Genomic DNA, 13,763 nt, shown 5'->3' on the forward strand with positions numbered 1-13,763 from the left:
TTCCCATCAGGAGATCGAATCCCATGTGGAAGCGGCCTTGCGTCGCGATAGGGCCGCAAAGCGGCCCCAACCATTTCAACCCAAACGCTTAGCCAGAAACGGCGGCAAATAAAGCCCCAGATACGCCTCGAACACCCGCTTGCCTTCCTCAGCCATGCGCGGCGTGATCTGTTCATGCAACTGCACCGACCGCGCATACACCCGGTCGCTCAGCTCCATGGCCAGGGCAAACACATCCACATCCGCAGGCATCACCGGCAAATGAAAATGCTGGTCGAACAGCTTGTACATCAGGTCGCCCAGCTCCATGTCGTGCTGCCGGTCGGCTTGCACCACTTCGCTCAGGCCATGCTGCGCCAGGATCAACTGACGCGCCGCGGCATCCCCGTTGTAGATATCCAGCATGCGTTGCTCGATCAACCGTGACAGTTCATGCCAGGTCGTCAGCGTACTGCTGTTGATCGGTGCACTCAGCGCTTCGCGAAACGCCCGGTGCACGTCGGCGGTCAACGCCTCCAGCAGGGCCGGGACGCTGGCGAAGAAGTGGTACACCGACGAAGGGGGTATCTGCGCTCGCTCGGCCACGCTGTAGATCGACAACCCCGCTACCCCCAGCTCGGCAAGCAGCTCGCGCGCGGCCGCCAGGATCGTCTCGATCCTGGCCTGGCTGCTGGCGCGCGGCTTGCGCGGGGAGGCGGTGCGGCTCATCAGTTGCTGATCGCCAGGATGCTGGCCTGGTAGGCGCCGACGAACAGGTCGAAGTCGCCGACTTCGGTCTGCTCAAGCTCGGCCTGCTTGGCCAGCGACTCGCGGGCCAGTATTTCGAAGGCCTGTTGCTGCTCGTGGCTCAGGGGCTGTTCGCGGAATGTCTCGGCGTGGACCCGGCTTTGACGCAGGGAGAACTGGATGAAGGTTTCATCGTGCTCGGTCATGCGTGCCAGCACCTGGGCTGATGGGGTCAGCGAGGCGTCATCGACCTTGGCCTGTTGCTCCTGCAGCGCGTTGGCATGTTCGTCGCCGCCGTGGGCGCGGTCGAGCAGCTCGGCCAGTTGGCCAATGCGAGTGATCAACTCGGTAGCCCAGGTTTTCAGCGCGATGGGCTGACCATCACGGTGCAGTTCCAAGCCTGGGCGGCGGCCTTCCTTGACCACGGTCAGGAAGTTGTCGGTGCACTGGCCGCATTCGCCGTTGTCCAGCTGCGGGCTGTCTTCCAGCGCGCAGAACAGCAGGAACGCATCGAGGAAGCGCGCCTCGGGCAGGTCGATGCCCACCGGCAGGAACGGGTTGATGTCCAGGCAACGCACTTCCACATACTGCACGCCGCGCGAGGTCAGGGCCTGGATCGGCCGCTCGCCGGTGTAGGTGACACGCTTGGGGCGGATGTTCGAGTAGTACTCGTTCTCGATTTGCAGGATGTTGGTGTTCAGCTGCACCCACTCGCCATCCACGTGCGTGCCGACCTCGACGTAAGGCGGGTAGGGCGTGCCCACCGCCTTGCGTAGGCTGTCGGTGTAGCTGGCCAGGTTGTTGTAGCACGGCGTGAGGCCGGCCTGGGCGTTGCTCTGGTAACCCAGGTCGCTCATGCGCAGGCTGGTGGCATAGGGCAGGAACAACGTTTCGGCATCCAGCTCTTCAAGCTGGTGCGGGCGGCCGCGCAGGAAGCCTTTGTCCAGCGCCGGCGAGGCACCGAACAGGTACATCAGCAACCAACTGTAGCGGCGGAAGTTGCGGATCAGCGCAATGTAGGCCGAGGACTGGAAGTCGCGGTCGTCTTCAGTGCTGCCTTCGGCTTCGCGCAGCAGTGGCCACAGCGCTTCAGGCAACGAGAAGTTGTAGTGGATACCGGCGATGCACTGCATGGTGCGGCCGTAACGCAGGGCCAGGCCCTTGCGGTAGACGTGTTTGAGCTTGCCGATGTTCGAGGTGCCGTACTCGGCGATCGGGATGTCCTCCTCGGCCGGCAGCGTGCACGGCATCGACGGGCTCCACAGGTATTCGTCACCCAGCTTGCTGTAGACGAAACGGTGGGTCTGTTCGAGGCTTTCGAGCACCTTGGCCGGGTCCGCGAGGGCCGGGGTGATGAACTCCAGCAGCGACTCGGAATAATCGGTGGTGATCTGCTCGTTGGTCAGCGCCGAACCCAAGGCCTCAGGGTGCGGGGTCTGGGCCAGGCGACCTTCATCGGTCACGCGCAGGCATTCTCGCTCAATACCGTGCAGGCACTGCTTGAGCAGGGGGAGATTTGCGCCGAGCAGGCTCAGGCGGCGGTTGAGGAGTTCGCTCAAGATGTATTCCTTCACGCGTCAGTCGCCCCAATATGGGGGTAGAGATAACGGTCTACAAGGGTAGGAAGAAAGGAACTGGCGTTGTCGCCTGGTTTACGCGGTTCCAGCAGTGCCAGCGCACTGCTGAAAATACCGCAGATACAGCTTGGTGAGCTAGAGAACCGCGAAGGTTCCTTGCGCTTTGGCCACCAGTTTGTCGCCTTGAACTACGTCGGCGTCGACCACCAGCGTGCGCCGCCCGGCGTGCAGCACACGGGCCGTGCACAGCACCTCGCCTTCACTGACCGCGCGCATGTAGTTGATCTTGCATTCGATTGTCACGCTCTGCTGGTCGAAACCATGGCTGGCCGAGCAGGCCAGGCCCATGGCGATGTCCACCAGGCTGAAGATCGCACCACCGTGCAGTTTCTGGCCACGGTTGCGCAGTTGCGGCTCGAGCGCCAGGGCCACTTCGGCAACACCTGTATCCAGGCGTTGCAGGCGGCAGCCGAGCAGTTGGCTGAAGGCGCTTTCGACGTATTCGCGCGGGACGTCCATCACTTCTTCTTCAGCTGCTTGGCGTTGGCGAACAACGACGCCATGGCATTGTTGGCCGGGGCGGCAGTGGCAGTTTCACGCTGGCGCGGGGCCTGCTGCTGGCGATTGCCGCCGTTGCCACGGCCGCCGCCACGGTTGCCTTCGACCTTCTCGCCCGGGGTATCGCCCATGCGCATGGACAGGCCGACGCGCTTGCGCGGGATGTCCACTTCCATGACCTTGACCTTGACCACGTCGCCGGCCTTGACCGCTTCACGCGGGTCTTTGATGAACTTCTCGGACAATGCCGAGATGTGCACCAGGCCGTCCTGGTGCACGCCGATGTCGACGAAGGCACCGAAGTTGGTGACGTTGGTGACCACGCCTTCGAGGATCATGCCAGGCTCCAGGTCCTTGAGGTCTTCGACGCCGTCCTGGAAGGTGGCGGTCTTGAACTCAGGGCGTGGGTCGCGGCCGGGTTTGTCCAGCTCTTGCAGGATGTCGGTAACGGTCGGCAGGCCGAAGGACGCGTCGGTGAACTGCTTCGGGTCCAGGCGCTTGAGGAAGCTGCTGTCGCCGATCAGCGAGCGGATGTCGCGGTCGGTGCCAGCGGCGATGCGTTGCACCAGCGGGTAGGCCTCAGGGTGCACGGCGGAGGCGTCCAGCGGGTTGTCGCCGTTCATCACACGCAGGAAGCCGGCGGCTTGTTCGAAGGTTTTTTCACCGAGGCGGCTGACCTTTTTCAGCGCTGCACGGGTTGCGAACGGGCCGTTGGCATCGCGGTGGGCGACGATGTTCTGTGCCAGCGTGGCATTGAGGCCGGAGATGCGGGTCAGCAGCGCTACCGAGGCCGTGTTCACGTCCACGCCGACGGCGTTCACGCAGTCCTCGACCACGGCGTCCAGGCCACGCGCCAGCTTCAGCTGGGACACGTCGTGCTGGTACTGGCCGACACCGATGGATTTCGGGTCGATCTTCACCAGCTCCGCCAGTGGGTCCTGCAGGCGGCGGGCAATCGACACGGCGCCGCGGATCGATACGTCCAGGTCCGGGAACTCACGGGCGGCCAGTTCCGATGCCGAGTACACCGACGCACCGGCCTCGGAAACCATGATCTTGGTGATTTTCAGGGCTGGGTATTTTTTGACCAGCTCGGCCACCAGCTTGTCGCTTTCGCGGCTGGCGGTGCCGTTGCCGATGGCGATCAGTTCCACCGAGTGCTTGGCGCACAGTGCGGCCATGATGGAGATGGTGCGGTCCCAGTCGTTCTTCGGCGCGTGCGGGTAGACCGTCGTGTAGTCCAGCAGTTTGCCGGTGGCGTCGACCACGGCGATCTTGCAACCGGTGCGCAGGCCCGGGTCGAAGCCCAAGGTGGCACGCGGGCCGGCCGGTGCGGCCAGCAGCAGGTCGTGCAGGTTGTGGGCGAACACGTTGATCGCCTCGCTTTCTGCGTTGTCGCGCAGTTCGCCGAACAGGTCGGTTTCCAGGTGGGTGTACAGCTTGACCTTCCAGGTCCAGCGCACCACCTCGCCCAGCCACTTGTCGGCCGGCCGGCTGCGGTTTTCAACGCCGACGTGGTTGCCGATCATCACTTCGCACGGGTGCAGGGTGCCAGGCAGTTCTTCACCGACTTTGAGCGACGCGCTCAGGATACCTTCGTTGCGCCCGCGGAAAATCGCCAGGGCACGGTGCGACGGGGCGTTGCGCAGCAGTTCGTCATGGGCGAAGTAGTCGCGGAACTTGGCGCCTTCTTCTTCCTTGCCAGCCACCACGCGGGCGCTGAGCACCGACTCCTGCTTGAGGAAGTTGCGCAGCTTGTCGAGCAGGGCAGCGTCTTCGGCGAAGCGCTCCATGAGGATGTATTTGGCGCCTTCCAGCGCCGCCTTGACATCGGCCACGCCCTTTTCGGCGTCGACGAAGCGGGCCGCTTCGGTTTCCGGGGTCAGCTGCGGGTCGTTGAACAAGCCGTCGGCCAGCTCGCCGAGGCCGGCTTCCAGGGCGATCTGGCCCTTGGTGCGGCGCTTTTGCTTGTACGGCAGGTAAAGGTCTTCGAGGCGGGTTTTGGTGTCGGCCAGCTTGATCTCGCGGGCCAGTTCCGGGGTCAGCTTGCCCTGTTCCTCGATGCTGGACAGGATGCTGGCGCGGCGCTCGTCGAGTTCGCGCAGGTAGCGCAGGCGCTCTTCCAGGTGGCGCAGTTGGGTGTCGTCCAGGCTGCCGGTCACTTCCTTGCGGTAACGGGCGATGAAGGGCACGGTCGAGCCTTCGTCCAACAGGCCCACGGCCGCTTCGACCTGTTGTGGGCGTACGCCCAGTTCCTCGGCGATACGGCTGTTGATGCTGTCCATGTAAACCACCTGACAATTGTGAATACGGGGGCCGCGCGCGGGTTTGCAGCCCGACGGCACTGGATGAAAGCCGCGCATTATACCCATCGTGACCGGCTTGCGGTGATGGCGCCAAGCCAGCCTGAACGGCCCGGAACTGGCGCTGGGGGAAAAATCTGCTAACAATGCTCACGGCACGCGTTGCAATGGCTACGCCATAATGCGCGGCGATACCAGAGGAGTAATTCATGACCGGCACTGCAAACACCGCTGAAGGTGACAAGATTCTCATCGTCGACGACGATCCGGGGCTGAGCAGCCTGCTGGAGCGTTTCTTCACCAGCAAGGGCTACCGTGCCCGTGCGGTGCCCAACACCGAACAGATGGACCGCCTGCTCGCGCGGGAGGTGTTCAACCTGGTGGTGCTCGACCTGATGCTGCCGGGCGAAGACGGCCTGTCCGCCTGCAAGCGCCTGCGCCAGTCGAACAACCAGATCCCGATCATCATGCTCACCGCCAAAGGCGACGAACTCAGCCGCATCAAAGGGCTGGAGCTGGGCGCTGACGACTACCTGGGCAAGCCCTTCAACCCGGACGAGCTGATGGCCCGGGTCAAGGCTGTGCTGCGCCGCCAGGCGCCGAGCGTCCCGGGTGCCCCGGGCAGCGAGGACGAATCGGTCACCTTCGGTGATTACGAGCTGTCGCTGGCCACTCGCGAGCTTAAACGCGGCGACGAAGTGCACATGCTCACCACCGGTGAGTTCGCCGTGCTCAAGGCGCTGGTCATGCATGCGCGTGAACCGCTGACCCGCGACAAACTGATGAACCTGGCCCGTGGCCGCGAGTGGGATGCCTTGGAGCGTTCCATCGACGTGCAGATCTCGCGCCTGCGCCGCATGATCGAGCCCGACCCGTCCAAGCCACGGTATATCCAGACGGTCTGGGGCGTAGGGTACGTCTTCGTGCCGGACGGAAACGCCGGCAAATGATGCCGCGTCGTCCATGAGAACGCCGTTGTGGTTTCCCCAGAGCTTCTTCGCCCGCACGCTGTGGCTGGTGCTGATCGTCGTCCTGTTTTCCAAGGCGCTGACCCTCGTTTATCTGTTGATGAACGAGGATGTGCTGGTCGATCGTCAGTACAGCCACGGTGTGGCACTGACCTTGCGCGCCTATTGGGCTGCCGATGAAGAGAACCGTGACAAGATCGCCGAATCCGCAGGCCTGATCCGGGTGACCGGCTCGGGTGTGCCGGAAGGCGAGCAGCACTGGCCTTATAGCGAGATCTACCAGCGCCAGATGCAGGCCGAACTGGGCGAAGACACCGAAGTTCGCCTGCGCATCCATGCGCCACCGGCGTTGTGGGTCAATGCGCCGAGCCTCGGCCCTGGCTGGCTCAAAGTGCCGTTGTACCCGCACCCGCTGCGTGGGCAGAAGATCTGGAACGTGCTTGGCTGGTTCCTGGCCATCGGCCTATTGTCCACCGCCTCTGCCTGGATTTTCGTGCGCCAACTGAACCAGCCGCTCAAGCGCCTGGTGTTCGCCGCCCGGCAACTGGGCCAGGGGCGCAGCGTGCGCTTGCCAATCAGCGATACGCCCAGTGAGATGACCGAGGTGTACCGCGCCTTCAACCAGATGGCCGAGGATGTCGAGCAGGCCGGGCGTGAACGCGAGTTGATGCTGGCAGGGGTTTCCCACGACTTGCGTACACCGCTGACGCGGCTGCGCTTGTCGCTTTCGCTGCTGGACAGTGACAACGAGCTTAGTGATGACATGGTCCGCGATATTGAGGACATGGACGCGATTCTGGACCAGTTCCTGGCGTTCATTCGCGATGGCCGTGACGAGCCGGTGGAAGAGGTCGACCTGGCCGACCTGGTACGCGAAGTGGTAGCGCCGTACAACCAGCCCGAAGAACGTGTACGGCTGTGCCTGGAGCCGATTCCGCCGTTCCCGCTGCGTCGGGTTTCGCTCAAGCGCATGCTGGGCAACCTGATCGGCAACGCCCTGCACCATGCCGGAAAGGGTGTGGAAGTGGCGGCCTATGTGTCAGGCGACGAGAGCGCGCCGTACGTGGTGCTCAGCGTGCTGGACCGGGGGACGGGGATCGACGAGTCGGAGCTGGAGACGATCTTCAACCCGTTCATTCGCGGTGACCGTGCCCGTGGTGGCAAGGGGACTGGGTTGGGCCTGGCGATCGTCAAGCGCATTGCGGCCCAGCATGGCGGGAATGTCGAGTTGCGCAACCGGTCGGGTGGCGGGATCGAGGCGCGCGTCAGGTTGCCGTTGGGGCTTTTGCTGCCGCGTAATGCGGTGTGATTGTCGGGGCCGCTTTGCGGCCCGTTCGCAGCACAAGGCTGCTCCTACAAGGCTTCCGCGGTCCCCTGTAGGAGCAGCCTAGTGCTGCGAATGGGCTGCATAGCAGCCCCAACATTTCAGCCCTTACCCTTGGTTCGAGTCTGATTCGGCCCGCCATTCTTCTCCAGGTGCTCAATGATCATCCCGGCCACGTTCTTGCCGGTGGTCACTTCAATCCCTTCCAACCCCGGCGACGAATTCACCTCCATCACCAACGGCCCATGGTTGGAACGCAGGATATCCACCCCCGCCACGCTCAGCCCCATCACCTTGGCCGCACGAATGGCGGTAATCCGCTCTTCCGGCGTGATTTTGATCAGGCTGGCCACCCCACCCCGATGCAAGTTGGAGCGAAACTCGCCGGGCTTGGCCTGACGCTTCATCGAGGCAATCACCTTGTCACCCACCACAAAGCAGCGAATGTCGGCGCCGCCGGCCTCCTTGATGTATTCCTGCACCATGATGTTCTGCTTCAGGCCCATGAACGCCTCGATCACCGACTCTGCAGCTTGAGTTGTTTCGCACAGCACCACGCCAATGCCCTGGGTACCTTCCAGCACCTTGATCACCAGGGGCGCGCCATTGACCATCTGGATCAGGTCCGGAATGTCGTCAGGTGAGTGGGCGAAACCGGTGATCGGCAGGCCGATGCCACGGCGCGACAGCAGCTGCAACGAGCGCAGCTTGTCACGCGAGCGGGCGATGGCCACCGACTCGTTGAGCGGGTAGACGCCCATCATCTCGAACTGGCGCAGCACCGCGCAGCCATAGAACGTCACCGAGGCACCGATGCGCGGGATCACCGCATCGAAGCCTTCCAGTGGCTTGCCGCGATAGTGGATCTGCGGCTTGTGGCTGGCGATGTTCATGTAGGCCCGCAGGGTATCGATCACCACCATTTCGTGGCCACGCTGGGTACCGGCTTCGACCAGGCGGCGGGTGGAATACAGACGCGGATTGCGCGACAGCACAGCGATCTTCATGCAGCACCTGTGACAGGGGAAAGGGTGGCCGGAAAGGCCGGTTTGTCTTGTACGTACTTCAGGCCAGGGTTGACCACCAAGTGGCCGTGAATAAGTGCTTTGGAACCCAGCAGCAGGCGGTAGCGCATCTCTTTGCGACAGGCCAGGGTGAACTCGACTTCCCACACGCTATCGCCCAGCGCCAGCGATGTGCGAATCACATAGCGGGTCTGGGCGTGGCCATTGGAGCTCTTGATGGTCTTCATGGTCACCAGTGGCGCTTCGCAACGGCGGTGGCGCAACTGCACCACCGAACCCAGGTGCGCAGTAAATCGGACCCACGGCTGGCCGTCACGTTCGAACTGTTCCACCTCGGTGGCGTGCAGGCTGGACGTACTGGCGCCGGTGTCGATCTTGGCGCGCAGCCCGGCGACGCCAAGGTCGGGGAGGGCTACCCACTCGCGCAGGCCGATCACAGTCAAATGGTCAAATGTCTTCACGAAGCGCACCCAGGGGATAAGGTGGTGAACTGTAAGCACGGCGTGGACTTTTTGCATCCGCAAGATACGGTAGTACAGTTCGATTAAAGACAGAATTCGAGGTAACGGGATGGCACACAAGGCGGAAGAAGACGACAAGGTTCGCCTGGACAAATGGCTATGGGCGGCGCGGTTCTACAAGACTCGGGCGCTGGCCAAGGCGGCCATCGAAAGTGGCAAGGTGCATTGCCGGGGCGAACGCTGCAAGCCGGGCAAGGAACCCAGGGTAGGGGATGAGTTTGTCCTGCGCACCGGGTTTGACGAGCGCACAGTGGTGGTCAAGGCGCTGTCGGTGGTCAGGCGCGGGGCGCCCGAAGCGCAGGCGCTGTATGCAGAAACCGAAGAGAGTGTGCGCCGCCGCGAACAGGCTGCCGAAATGCGCAAGGCCGGGGCGATGGGTGTGACCACCGATGGCCGGCCAAACAAGAAGCAGCGGCGACAGATTCACCAACTGCACGGTAGCTTTGAATAGCCAGGCCCCTAAGGCAGCGCGATCGAGGTAGGAGCTGGCTTACCTGCGAAAGGGCCGCAAAGCGGCCCCCGCTGTTAGCGAACCACCGCCAGTCTACCGACCAACGGTAACCTGCCTGCTAAGGCAAACAACGGCGCCGTCCAGCGCATCAACGCCGCACTGCCTTTGGCCGCCAGAGGCGTGTAGCAACTCCACCCCAACGCCAGCACCGCCATCAGCAACCCGCCGATGTAGTCGTCCTGGCCCCAATGGGCGCCCGCCACCAAGCGTGGCAGCATGAACACCAGCGCCAGCCCCCAGACCACCAGGTAGTGCATCAGGCGACGGCTGAACACGCTCATGAACAACGCCCAGACCAGCAGCACCGAGGCGTGATCGCCCGGGAAACTCTTGCTGGAGCGGTCCTTGAGTTCCCAGGCCGCTTCCAGGTTCGGGTAATAGTCACTGAGGTGCACGACGTCATCGAAGATCATCGACGGGCTCTTGTGTTGCCACCCCGCAGCATCCACCCACTTGGAAAACAGCGCGCGAATCACCACTAATAGGATCAGGGTCACCAGAAAGCCGAAAAACGCCTCACGCACCTGGCAGGCTTTGAACACCCAGTTGCCACGGATCAGCACCGCCAGAAGGATCAGCCCGACCACGATGTCGAACGGGCGCAGGCTGCCAAGGGTCCAGATGTAGCGCCAGGTGGTGTTGTCGGCCAGCGGCGCATTGAGGCTGTGGAACAGCCACTCGTCGAAAGTCAGGCACAGGATCTGGCCAAAAGGCCATAACCAGAAACACAGTAGAGCGATGGGCAGCAGCGTGCAGGCTGCCAAGGGCCCGAAGGACCACCTTGCTTGGAACAGTGGTCGATTGTCCATAAGATACCTCTATTGCCAACAGGAATCGGAGCGCCTTGTGAGCGCTCTGCCACGGGCTTCGCAGTATTTCGAAACCTCGTGTAACCATTTTGTCATCATTTTCAGATAGCCAGAACCTATGAGCGAATTGCCGGATACCGATTTCACCCAACGTTTCCTCTTCGACGACCGCGATATCCGCGGTGAGTGGGTAGGGCTCGACCGCAGCTATGCCGAAGTGCTGGCGCGTCACCCGTACCCCCAACCCGTGGCCGCGCTGCTCGGCGAATTGATGGCCGCCACCGCATTGCTGGTGGGTGCCCTGAAGTTCGACGGCCTGCTGATCCTGCAGGCGCGCTCTCAGGGGCCGATCCCGCTGCTGATGGTGGAGTGCTCGGGCGAGCGCGAAATCCGCGGCGTGGCCCGTTACGAAGCCGATCAGATTCCTGCCGACGCGACCTTGGCGCAGCTGATGCCCGACGGCCATCTGACGCTGACCATCGACCCAGTCAACGGCCAGCGCTACCAGGGGACCGTGGACCTGGACGGTGCGAACCTGTCGGAGTGCTTCACCAATTACTTCGTTCAGTCGCAACAGCTCAACACCCGTTTCTGGCTCGATGCCAAAGATGGCAAGGCCCGCGGCCTGCTGTTGCAGCAATTGCCACGTGATCGTCAGCCGGACGACGAAGAGCGTGAGGACAGCTGGCAGCACGTTGTAGCCCTGGCCAAGACACTCAAGCCTGAAGAGTGGCAGGAAGACAACGAAACCTTGCTGCACCGTCTGTACCACGAAGACGCGGTGCGCCTGTTCGACATCGAACCCCTGCGTTTCCACTGCAGCTGCTCGCGCGAGCGCTCCGGCAATGCGCTGGTCAGCCTCGGCGAGCACGATGCCAAGCAGTTGGTCGAGGAGTGTGGTGGCAAGGTGGAGATCGATTGCCAGTTCTGCAACGAGCGCTATTTCTTCGATGCAAGCGATGTGGCGCAACTGTTTGCGGGTGGCGGCACGGACACGGCCTCAGAAACTCGCCACTGAAACGATTAATTGCAGGGAAATCTCCTGTCTAATTGCGCAAAAGCGCGGTTACGACAGGAGGGGCCTACTTTTTTTGGGCTTTTCTGGCATAATCCGGCCACTTTTTTCGCTGTAGTAGTTTTTTACAGACAACTACAAAACGTTTGGAGCACTCGGCCTCGGGCCGGATGGGGTATCTCATGACGCAAGCCAACAACACCGTGTACACCGACCTGAGCGTCGATGAGCTGGTAAAAGAAGCGCTGCAACGCGGTGAAGGCGTACTAGCCGATACCGGCGCACTGGTCGTTGAGACTGGGCACCGTACTGGCCGTTCGCCGGCTGACCGTTTCATCGTCGAAGAACCTTCCACCCAGGACGCCATTTCCTGGGGCCCGATCAACCGCAAGTTCCCGGCCGACAAGTTCGATGCCCTGTGGGACCGCGTCGAGGCGTTCAACAACGCCCAGGATCACTTCGTTTCCTACGTTCACGTAGGCGCCGCCGCCGAGCACTACCTGCCGGTGAAGATGACCACCCAGACTGCCTGGCAGAACCTGTTCGGCCGTTGCCTGTTCATCAACCCTGAACAGTTCAACCCGGCTGGCCGTGACCAGTGGCAAGTGCTCAACGTTGCCAACTTCGTGTGCGAGCCTGAGCGTGACGGCACCAACTCCGACGGTTGCGTCATCATCAACTTCGCCGCCAAGAAAGTGCTGATCGCTGGCATGCGTTACGCCGGCGAAATGAAGAAAGCCATGTTCTCGGTGCAGAACTTCCTGCTGCCGGCCGCTGACGTGCTGCCAATGCACTGCGCTGCCAACATCGGTGAAGAAGGCGATGTGACCCTGTTCTTCGGCCTGTCCGGCACCGGCAAGACCACCCTGTCGGCCGACGAAAGCCGTTACCTGATCGGTGACGACGAGCACGGTTGGGGCGAAGGCGTTGTCTTCAACATGGAAGGCGGCTGCTACGCCAAGTGCATCGACCTGTCCGAGAAGAACGAGCCGGTCATCTGGAAAGCCATCAAGCATGGCGCAGTGCTGGAAAACGTCGTACTCGATGCCAACAAGCACGCCGACTACACCGACGTCAGCCTGACCCAGAACAGCCGTGCGGCCTACCCGCTGGAGCACGTTGCCAAGCGTTCCGAAGCGAACCTGGGCGGCGAGCCTAACGCGGTCATCTTCCTGACCTGCGACCTGACTGGCGTTCTGCCTCCGGTTTCGATCCTGAACAACGAACAGGCTGCTTACCACTTCCTGTCCGGTTACACCGCGCTGGTCGGTTCCACCGAAATGGGTTCGGGCGGCGGCATCAAGTCGACCTTCTCCACCTGCTTCGGCGCGCCGTTCTTCCCGCGTCCGGCTGGCGAGTACGCTGAGCTGCTGATCAAGCGCATCAACGGCTTCAACTCCAAGGTTTACCTGGTCAACACCGGCTGGACCGGCGGTGGCTACGGCGTTGGCAAGCGTTTCAGCATCCCGACCACCCGTGCTGTGATCGCTGCGATCCAGAGCGGTGCACTGGTAGGTGCCGAAACCGAGCACCTGGACATCATCAACCTGGACGTGCCAAAAGCCGTTCCGGGCGTCGACACCGAGCTGCTCAACCCACGCACCAACTGGGCTGACAAAGCCGCTTACGACGAAGCGGCCAAAGGCCTGGCCAAGCTGTTCATCGAAAACTTCAAGAAATTCGAAGTTTCCGACGCGATTAAGGCTGCTGGCCCACAGCTGTAAGCTGTCGTTGGTTGTAACAATAAGCCGCCCTTGTGGCCAATGCCAGTCAGTTAAGCTGACTGGCATTGGCCACAAGGGCGGCTTATTAATGACTAGCTGAACTGCTGGGGCAGTTCTGCAGCTTGTATGCAATTAGGGTTTATGTTTATAGTTGGTGCGAGTTTAATTGGCTGGATTGCGGTTCCATTTAACAGTCCGCAATCTCAACGTTCCGGCCGAATTCTCTGGAATAATTTCAGCTCTAACAATTCTTTTTCCAATAAAGTCAACGGTTTGCAAGCCGTTGATCTTTTTTTCTATAATGCTGCCATCCCATTCCCAGGCGCGCACCACGCTCTCTTGTTGGACTGAGTCGCACTCCAGAGCCAGGTCAGAGCCTCGACTCACGAACTCGAGATTGAATTTTGCCTTTTCCGTACCAGGGCTCAGCTTATATTCCAGCTCAATATAGTTTCGATAGCTCCCCCCCTCTTCAACGGTTTGAAGTGTGAACTGTGCTTGGCCACCGCGTGTTTCCATGTAAAGGTTGTAATGAAAATCTCGAGGCGGTAGGAACCGGCGAACGCTTTCATTCATGTCCTCATTAAAGATATCTATGAAATAGTCGTGAAATTCATAATTGATGTCAGTGCTCATATCTGCTCTCCAAGTAATTAGATGATGAAACAAAGCCGACTATTCACAATTTCTGTAAAAGCGGAA

At 61.5% G+C, this 13,763-nt stretch carries 13 protein-coding genes; 5 read left to right on the forward strand and 8 right to left on the reverse strand.

The annotated features are described in order from the left end of the window. Positions 1–75: 75 nt before the first annotated feature. The 4 genes from LOY53_RS01160 to LOY53_RS01175 form a co-directional block, all read right to left on the reverse strand. Positions 76–708 (reverse strand): TetR/AcrR family transcriptional regulator, encoded by a 633-nt coding sequence (locus tag LOY53_RS01160; RefSeq protein WP_258703499.1) that lies wholly within the window; start codon positions 706–708, stop codon positions 76–78. After that, positions 708–2,285 carry a glutamate--cysteine ligase gene (gene gshA / locus LOY53_RS01165; RefSeq protein WP_408981316.1) on the reverse strand — a complete coding sequence of 526 codons (1,578 nt, stop codon included), beginning with the start codon at positions 2,283–2,285 and terminating at the stop codon, positions 708–710. Before gshA ends, LOY53_RS01160 begins: the two co-directional genes overlap by 1 nt. 153 nt (positions 2,286–2,438) lie before the next feature. Continuing rightward, on the reverse strand, positions 2,439–2,822 hold the full coding sequence (locus LOY53_RS01170; RefSeq protein ID WP_252826419.1) for a PaaI family thioesterase: 384 nt from the start codon (positions 2,820–2,822) through the stop codon (positions 2,439–2,441). Next, a complete protein-coding gene (locus LOY53_RS01175) occupies positions 2,822–5,146 on the reverse strand; it encodes a Tex family protein (protein ID WP_252826421.1) in 2,325 nt (774 codons plus the stop codon). The genes LOY53_RS01170 and LOY53_RS01175 overlap by 1 nt, the downstream gene beginning before the upstream one ends. 227 nt (positions 5,147–5,373) lie before the next feature. Between LOY53_RS01175 and ompR the strand changes: the two genes are divergently transcribed. Then, positions 5,374–6,114: a two-component system response regulator OmpR gene (gene ompR / locus LOY53_RS01180; protein WP_085273867.1), complete on the forward strand. Its 741-nt coding sequence runs from the start codon at positions 5,374–5,376 to the stop codon at positions 6,112–6,114. A gap of 13 nt (positions 6,115–6,127) precedes the next feature. Next, positions 6,128–7,441, forward strand: coding sequence for an ATP-binding protein (locus LOY53_RS01185; protein ID WP_258703500.1), 1,314 nt, complete (start codon positions 6,128–6,130; stop codon positions 7,439–7,441). Positions 7,442–7,557: 116 nt separating this feature from the next. On the opposite strand, the gene rimK is transcribed toward LOY53_RS01185, so the two are convergent. Both rimK and LOY53_RS01195 read right to left on the reverse strand, forming a co-directional pair. After that, positions 7,558–8,463, reverse strand: a complete 906-nt coding sequence (rimK, locus tag LOY53_RS01190; RefSeq protein ID WP_012316721.1) for a 30S ribosomal protein S6--L-glutamate ligase — start codon at positions 8,461–8,463, stop codon at positions 7,558–7,560. Beyond that, positions 8,460–8,942 carry an ATP-dependent zinc protease gene (locus LOY53_RS01195; protein ID WP_027595189.1) on the reverse strand — a complete coding sequence of 161 codons (483 nt, stop codon included), beginning with the start codon at positions 8,940–8,942 and terminating at the stop codon, positions 8,460–8,462. The genes rimK and LOY53_RS01195 overlap by 4 nt, the downstream gene beginning before the upstream one ends. 109 nt (positions 8,943–9,051) lie before the next feature. Between LOY53_RS01195 and LOY53_RS01200 the strand changes: the two genes are divergently transcribed. Further along, on the forward strand, positions 9,052–9,453 hold the full coding sequence (locus LOY53_RS01200; RefSeq protein ID WP_099428071.1) for an RNA-binding S4 domain-containing protein: 402 nt from the start codon (positions 9,052–9,054) through the stop codon (positions 9,451–9,453). A 74-nt stretch (positions 9,454–9,527) separates the two neighbouring features. Here the strand turns inward: LOY53_RS01200 and LOY53_RS01205 are convergent, their stop codons facing one another. Beyond that, complete coding sequence (locus LOY53_RS01205) at positions 9,528–10,322, reverse strand: phosphatase PAP2 family protein (protein WP_252826422.1); 795 nt, start codon at positions 10,320–10,322, stop codon at positions 9,528–9,530. A 118-nt stretch (positions 10,323–10,440) separates the two neighbouring features. On the opposite strand from LOY53_RS01205, the gene hslO reads away from it, so the two are divergent. Next, positions 10,441–11,340 carry an Hsp33 family molecular chaperone HslO gene (gene hslO / locus LOY53_RS01210; RefSeq protein WP_027595192.1) on the forward strand — a complete coding sequence of 300 codons (900 nt, stop codon included), beginning with the start codon at positions 10,441–10,443 and terminating at the stop codon, positions 11,338–11,340. A gap of 179 nt (positions 11,341–11,519) precedes the next feature. Continuing rightward, a complete protein-coding gene (locus tag LOY53_RS01215) occupies positions 11,520–13,061 on the forward strand; it encodes a phosphoenolpyruvate carboxykinase (protein ID WP_027595193.1) in 1,542 nt (513 codons plus the stop codon). A gap of 162 nt (positions 13,062–13,223) precedes the next feature. Here LOY53_RS01215 and LOY53_RS01220 read toward each other — a convergent pair whose 3' ends face one another. After that, positions 13,224–13,697: a hypothetical protein gene (locus tag LOY53_RS01220; RefSeq protein WP_258703501.1), complete on the reverse strand. Its 474-nt coding sequence runs from the start codon at positions 13,695–13,697 to the stop codon at positions 13,224–13,226. Positions 13,698–13,763 lie beyond the last annotated feature (66 nt).

It is taken from the genome of Pseudomonas sp. B21-031 (assembly GCF_024748985.1).
GTDB classification, from domain to species: Bacteria; Pseudomonadota; Gammaproteobacteria; order Pseudomonadales; family Pseudomonadaceae; genus Aquipseudomonas; species Aquipseudomonas kermanshahensis.

Bases quoted from the DNA above. Each gene is read 5' to 3' on its own strand.
- LOY53_RS01160 (WP_258703499.1), bottom strand. From the start codon at position 708: ATGAGCCGCACCGCCTCCCCGCGCAAGCCGCGCGCCAGCAGCCAGGCC.
- LOY53_RS01170 (WP_252826419.1), bottom strand. From the start codon at position 2,822: ATGGACGTCCCGCGCGAATACGTCGAAAGCGCCTTCAGCCAACTGCTC.
- LOY53_RS01175 (WP_252826421.1), bottom strand. From the start codon at position 5,146: ATGGACAGCATCAACAGCCGTATCGCCGAGGAACTGGGCGTACGCCCA.
- ompR (WP_085273867.1), top strand. From the start codon at position 5,374: ATGACCGGCACTGCAAACACCGCTGAAGGTGACAAGATTCTCATCGTC.
- LOY53_RS01185 (WP_258703500.1), top strand. From the start codon at position 6,128: ATGAGAACGCCGTTGTGGTTTCCCCAGAGCTTCTTCGCCCGCACGCTG.
- rimK (WP_012316721.1), bottom strand. From the start codon at position 8,463: ATGAAGATCGCTGTGCTGTCGCGCAATCCGCGTCTGTATTCCACCCGC.
- LOY53_RS01200 (WP_099428071.1), top strand. From the start codon at position 9,052: ATGGCACACAAGGCGGAAGAAGACGACAAGGTTCGCCTGGACAAATGG.
- LOY53_RS01205 (WP_252826422.1), bottom strand. From the start codon at position 10,322: ATGGACAATCGACCACTGTTCCAAGCAAGGTGGTCCTTCGGGCCCTTG.
- hslO (WP_027595192.1), top strand. From the start codon at position 10,441: ATGAGCGAATTGCCGGATACCGATTTCACCCAACGTTTCCTCTTCGAC.
- LOY53_RS01215 (WP_027595193.1), top strand. From the start codon at position 11,520: ATGACGCAAGCCAACAACACCGTGTACACCGACCTGAGCGTCGATGAG.
- LOY53_RS01220 (WP_258703501.1), bottom strand. From the start codon at position 13,697: ATGAGCACTGACATCAATTATGAATTTCACGACTATTTCATAGATATC.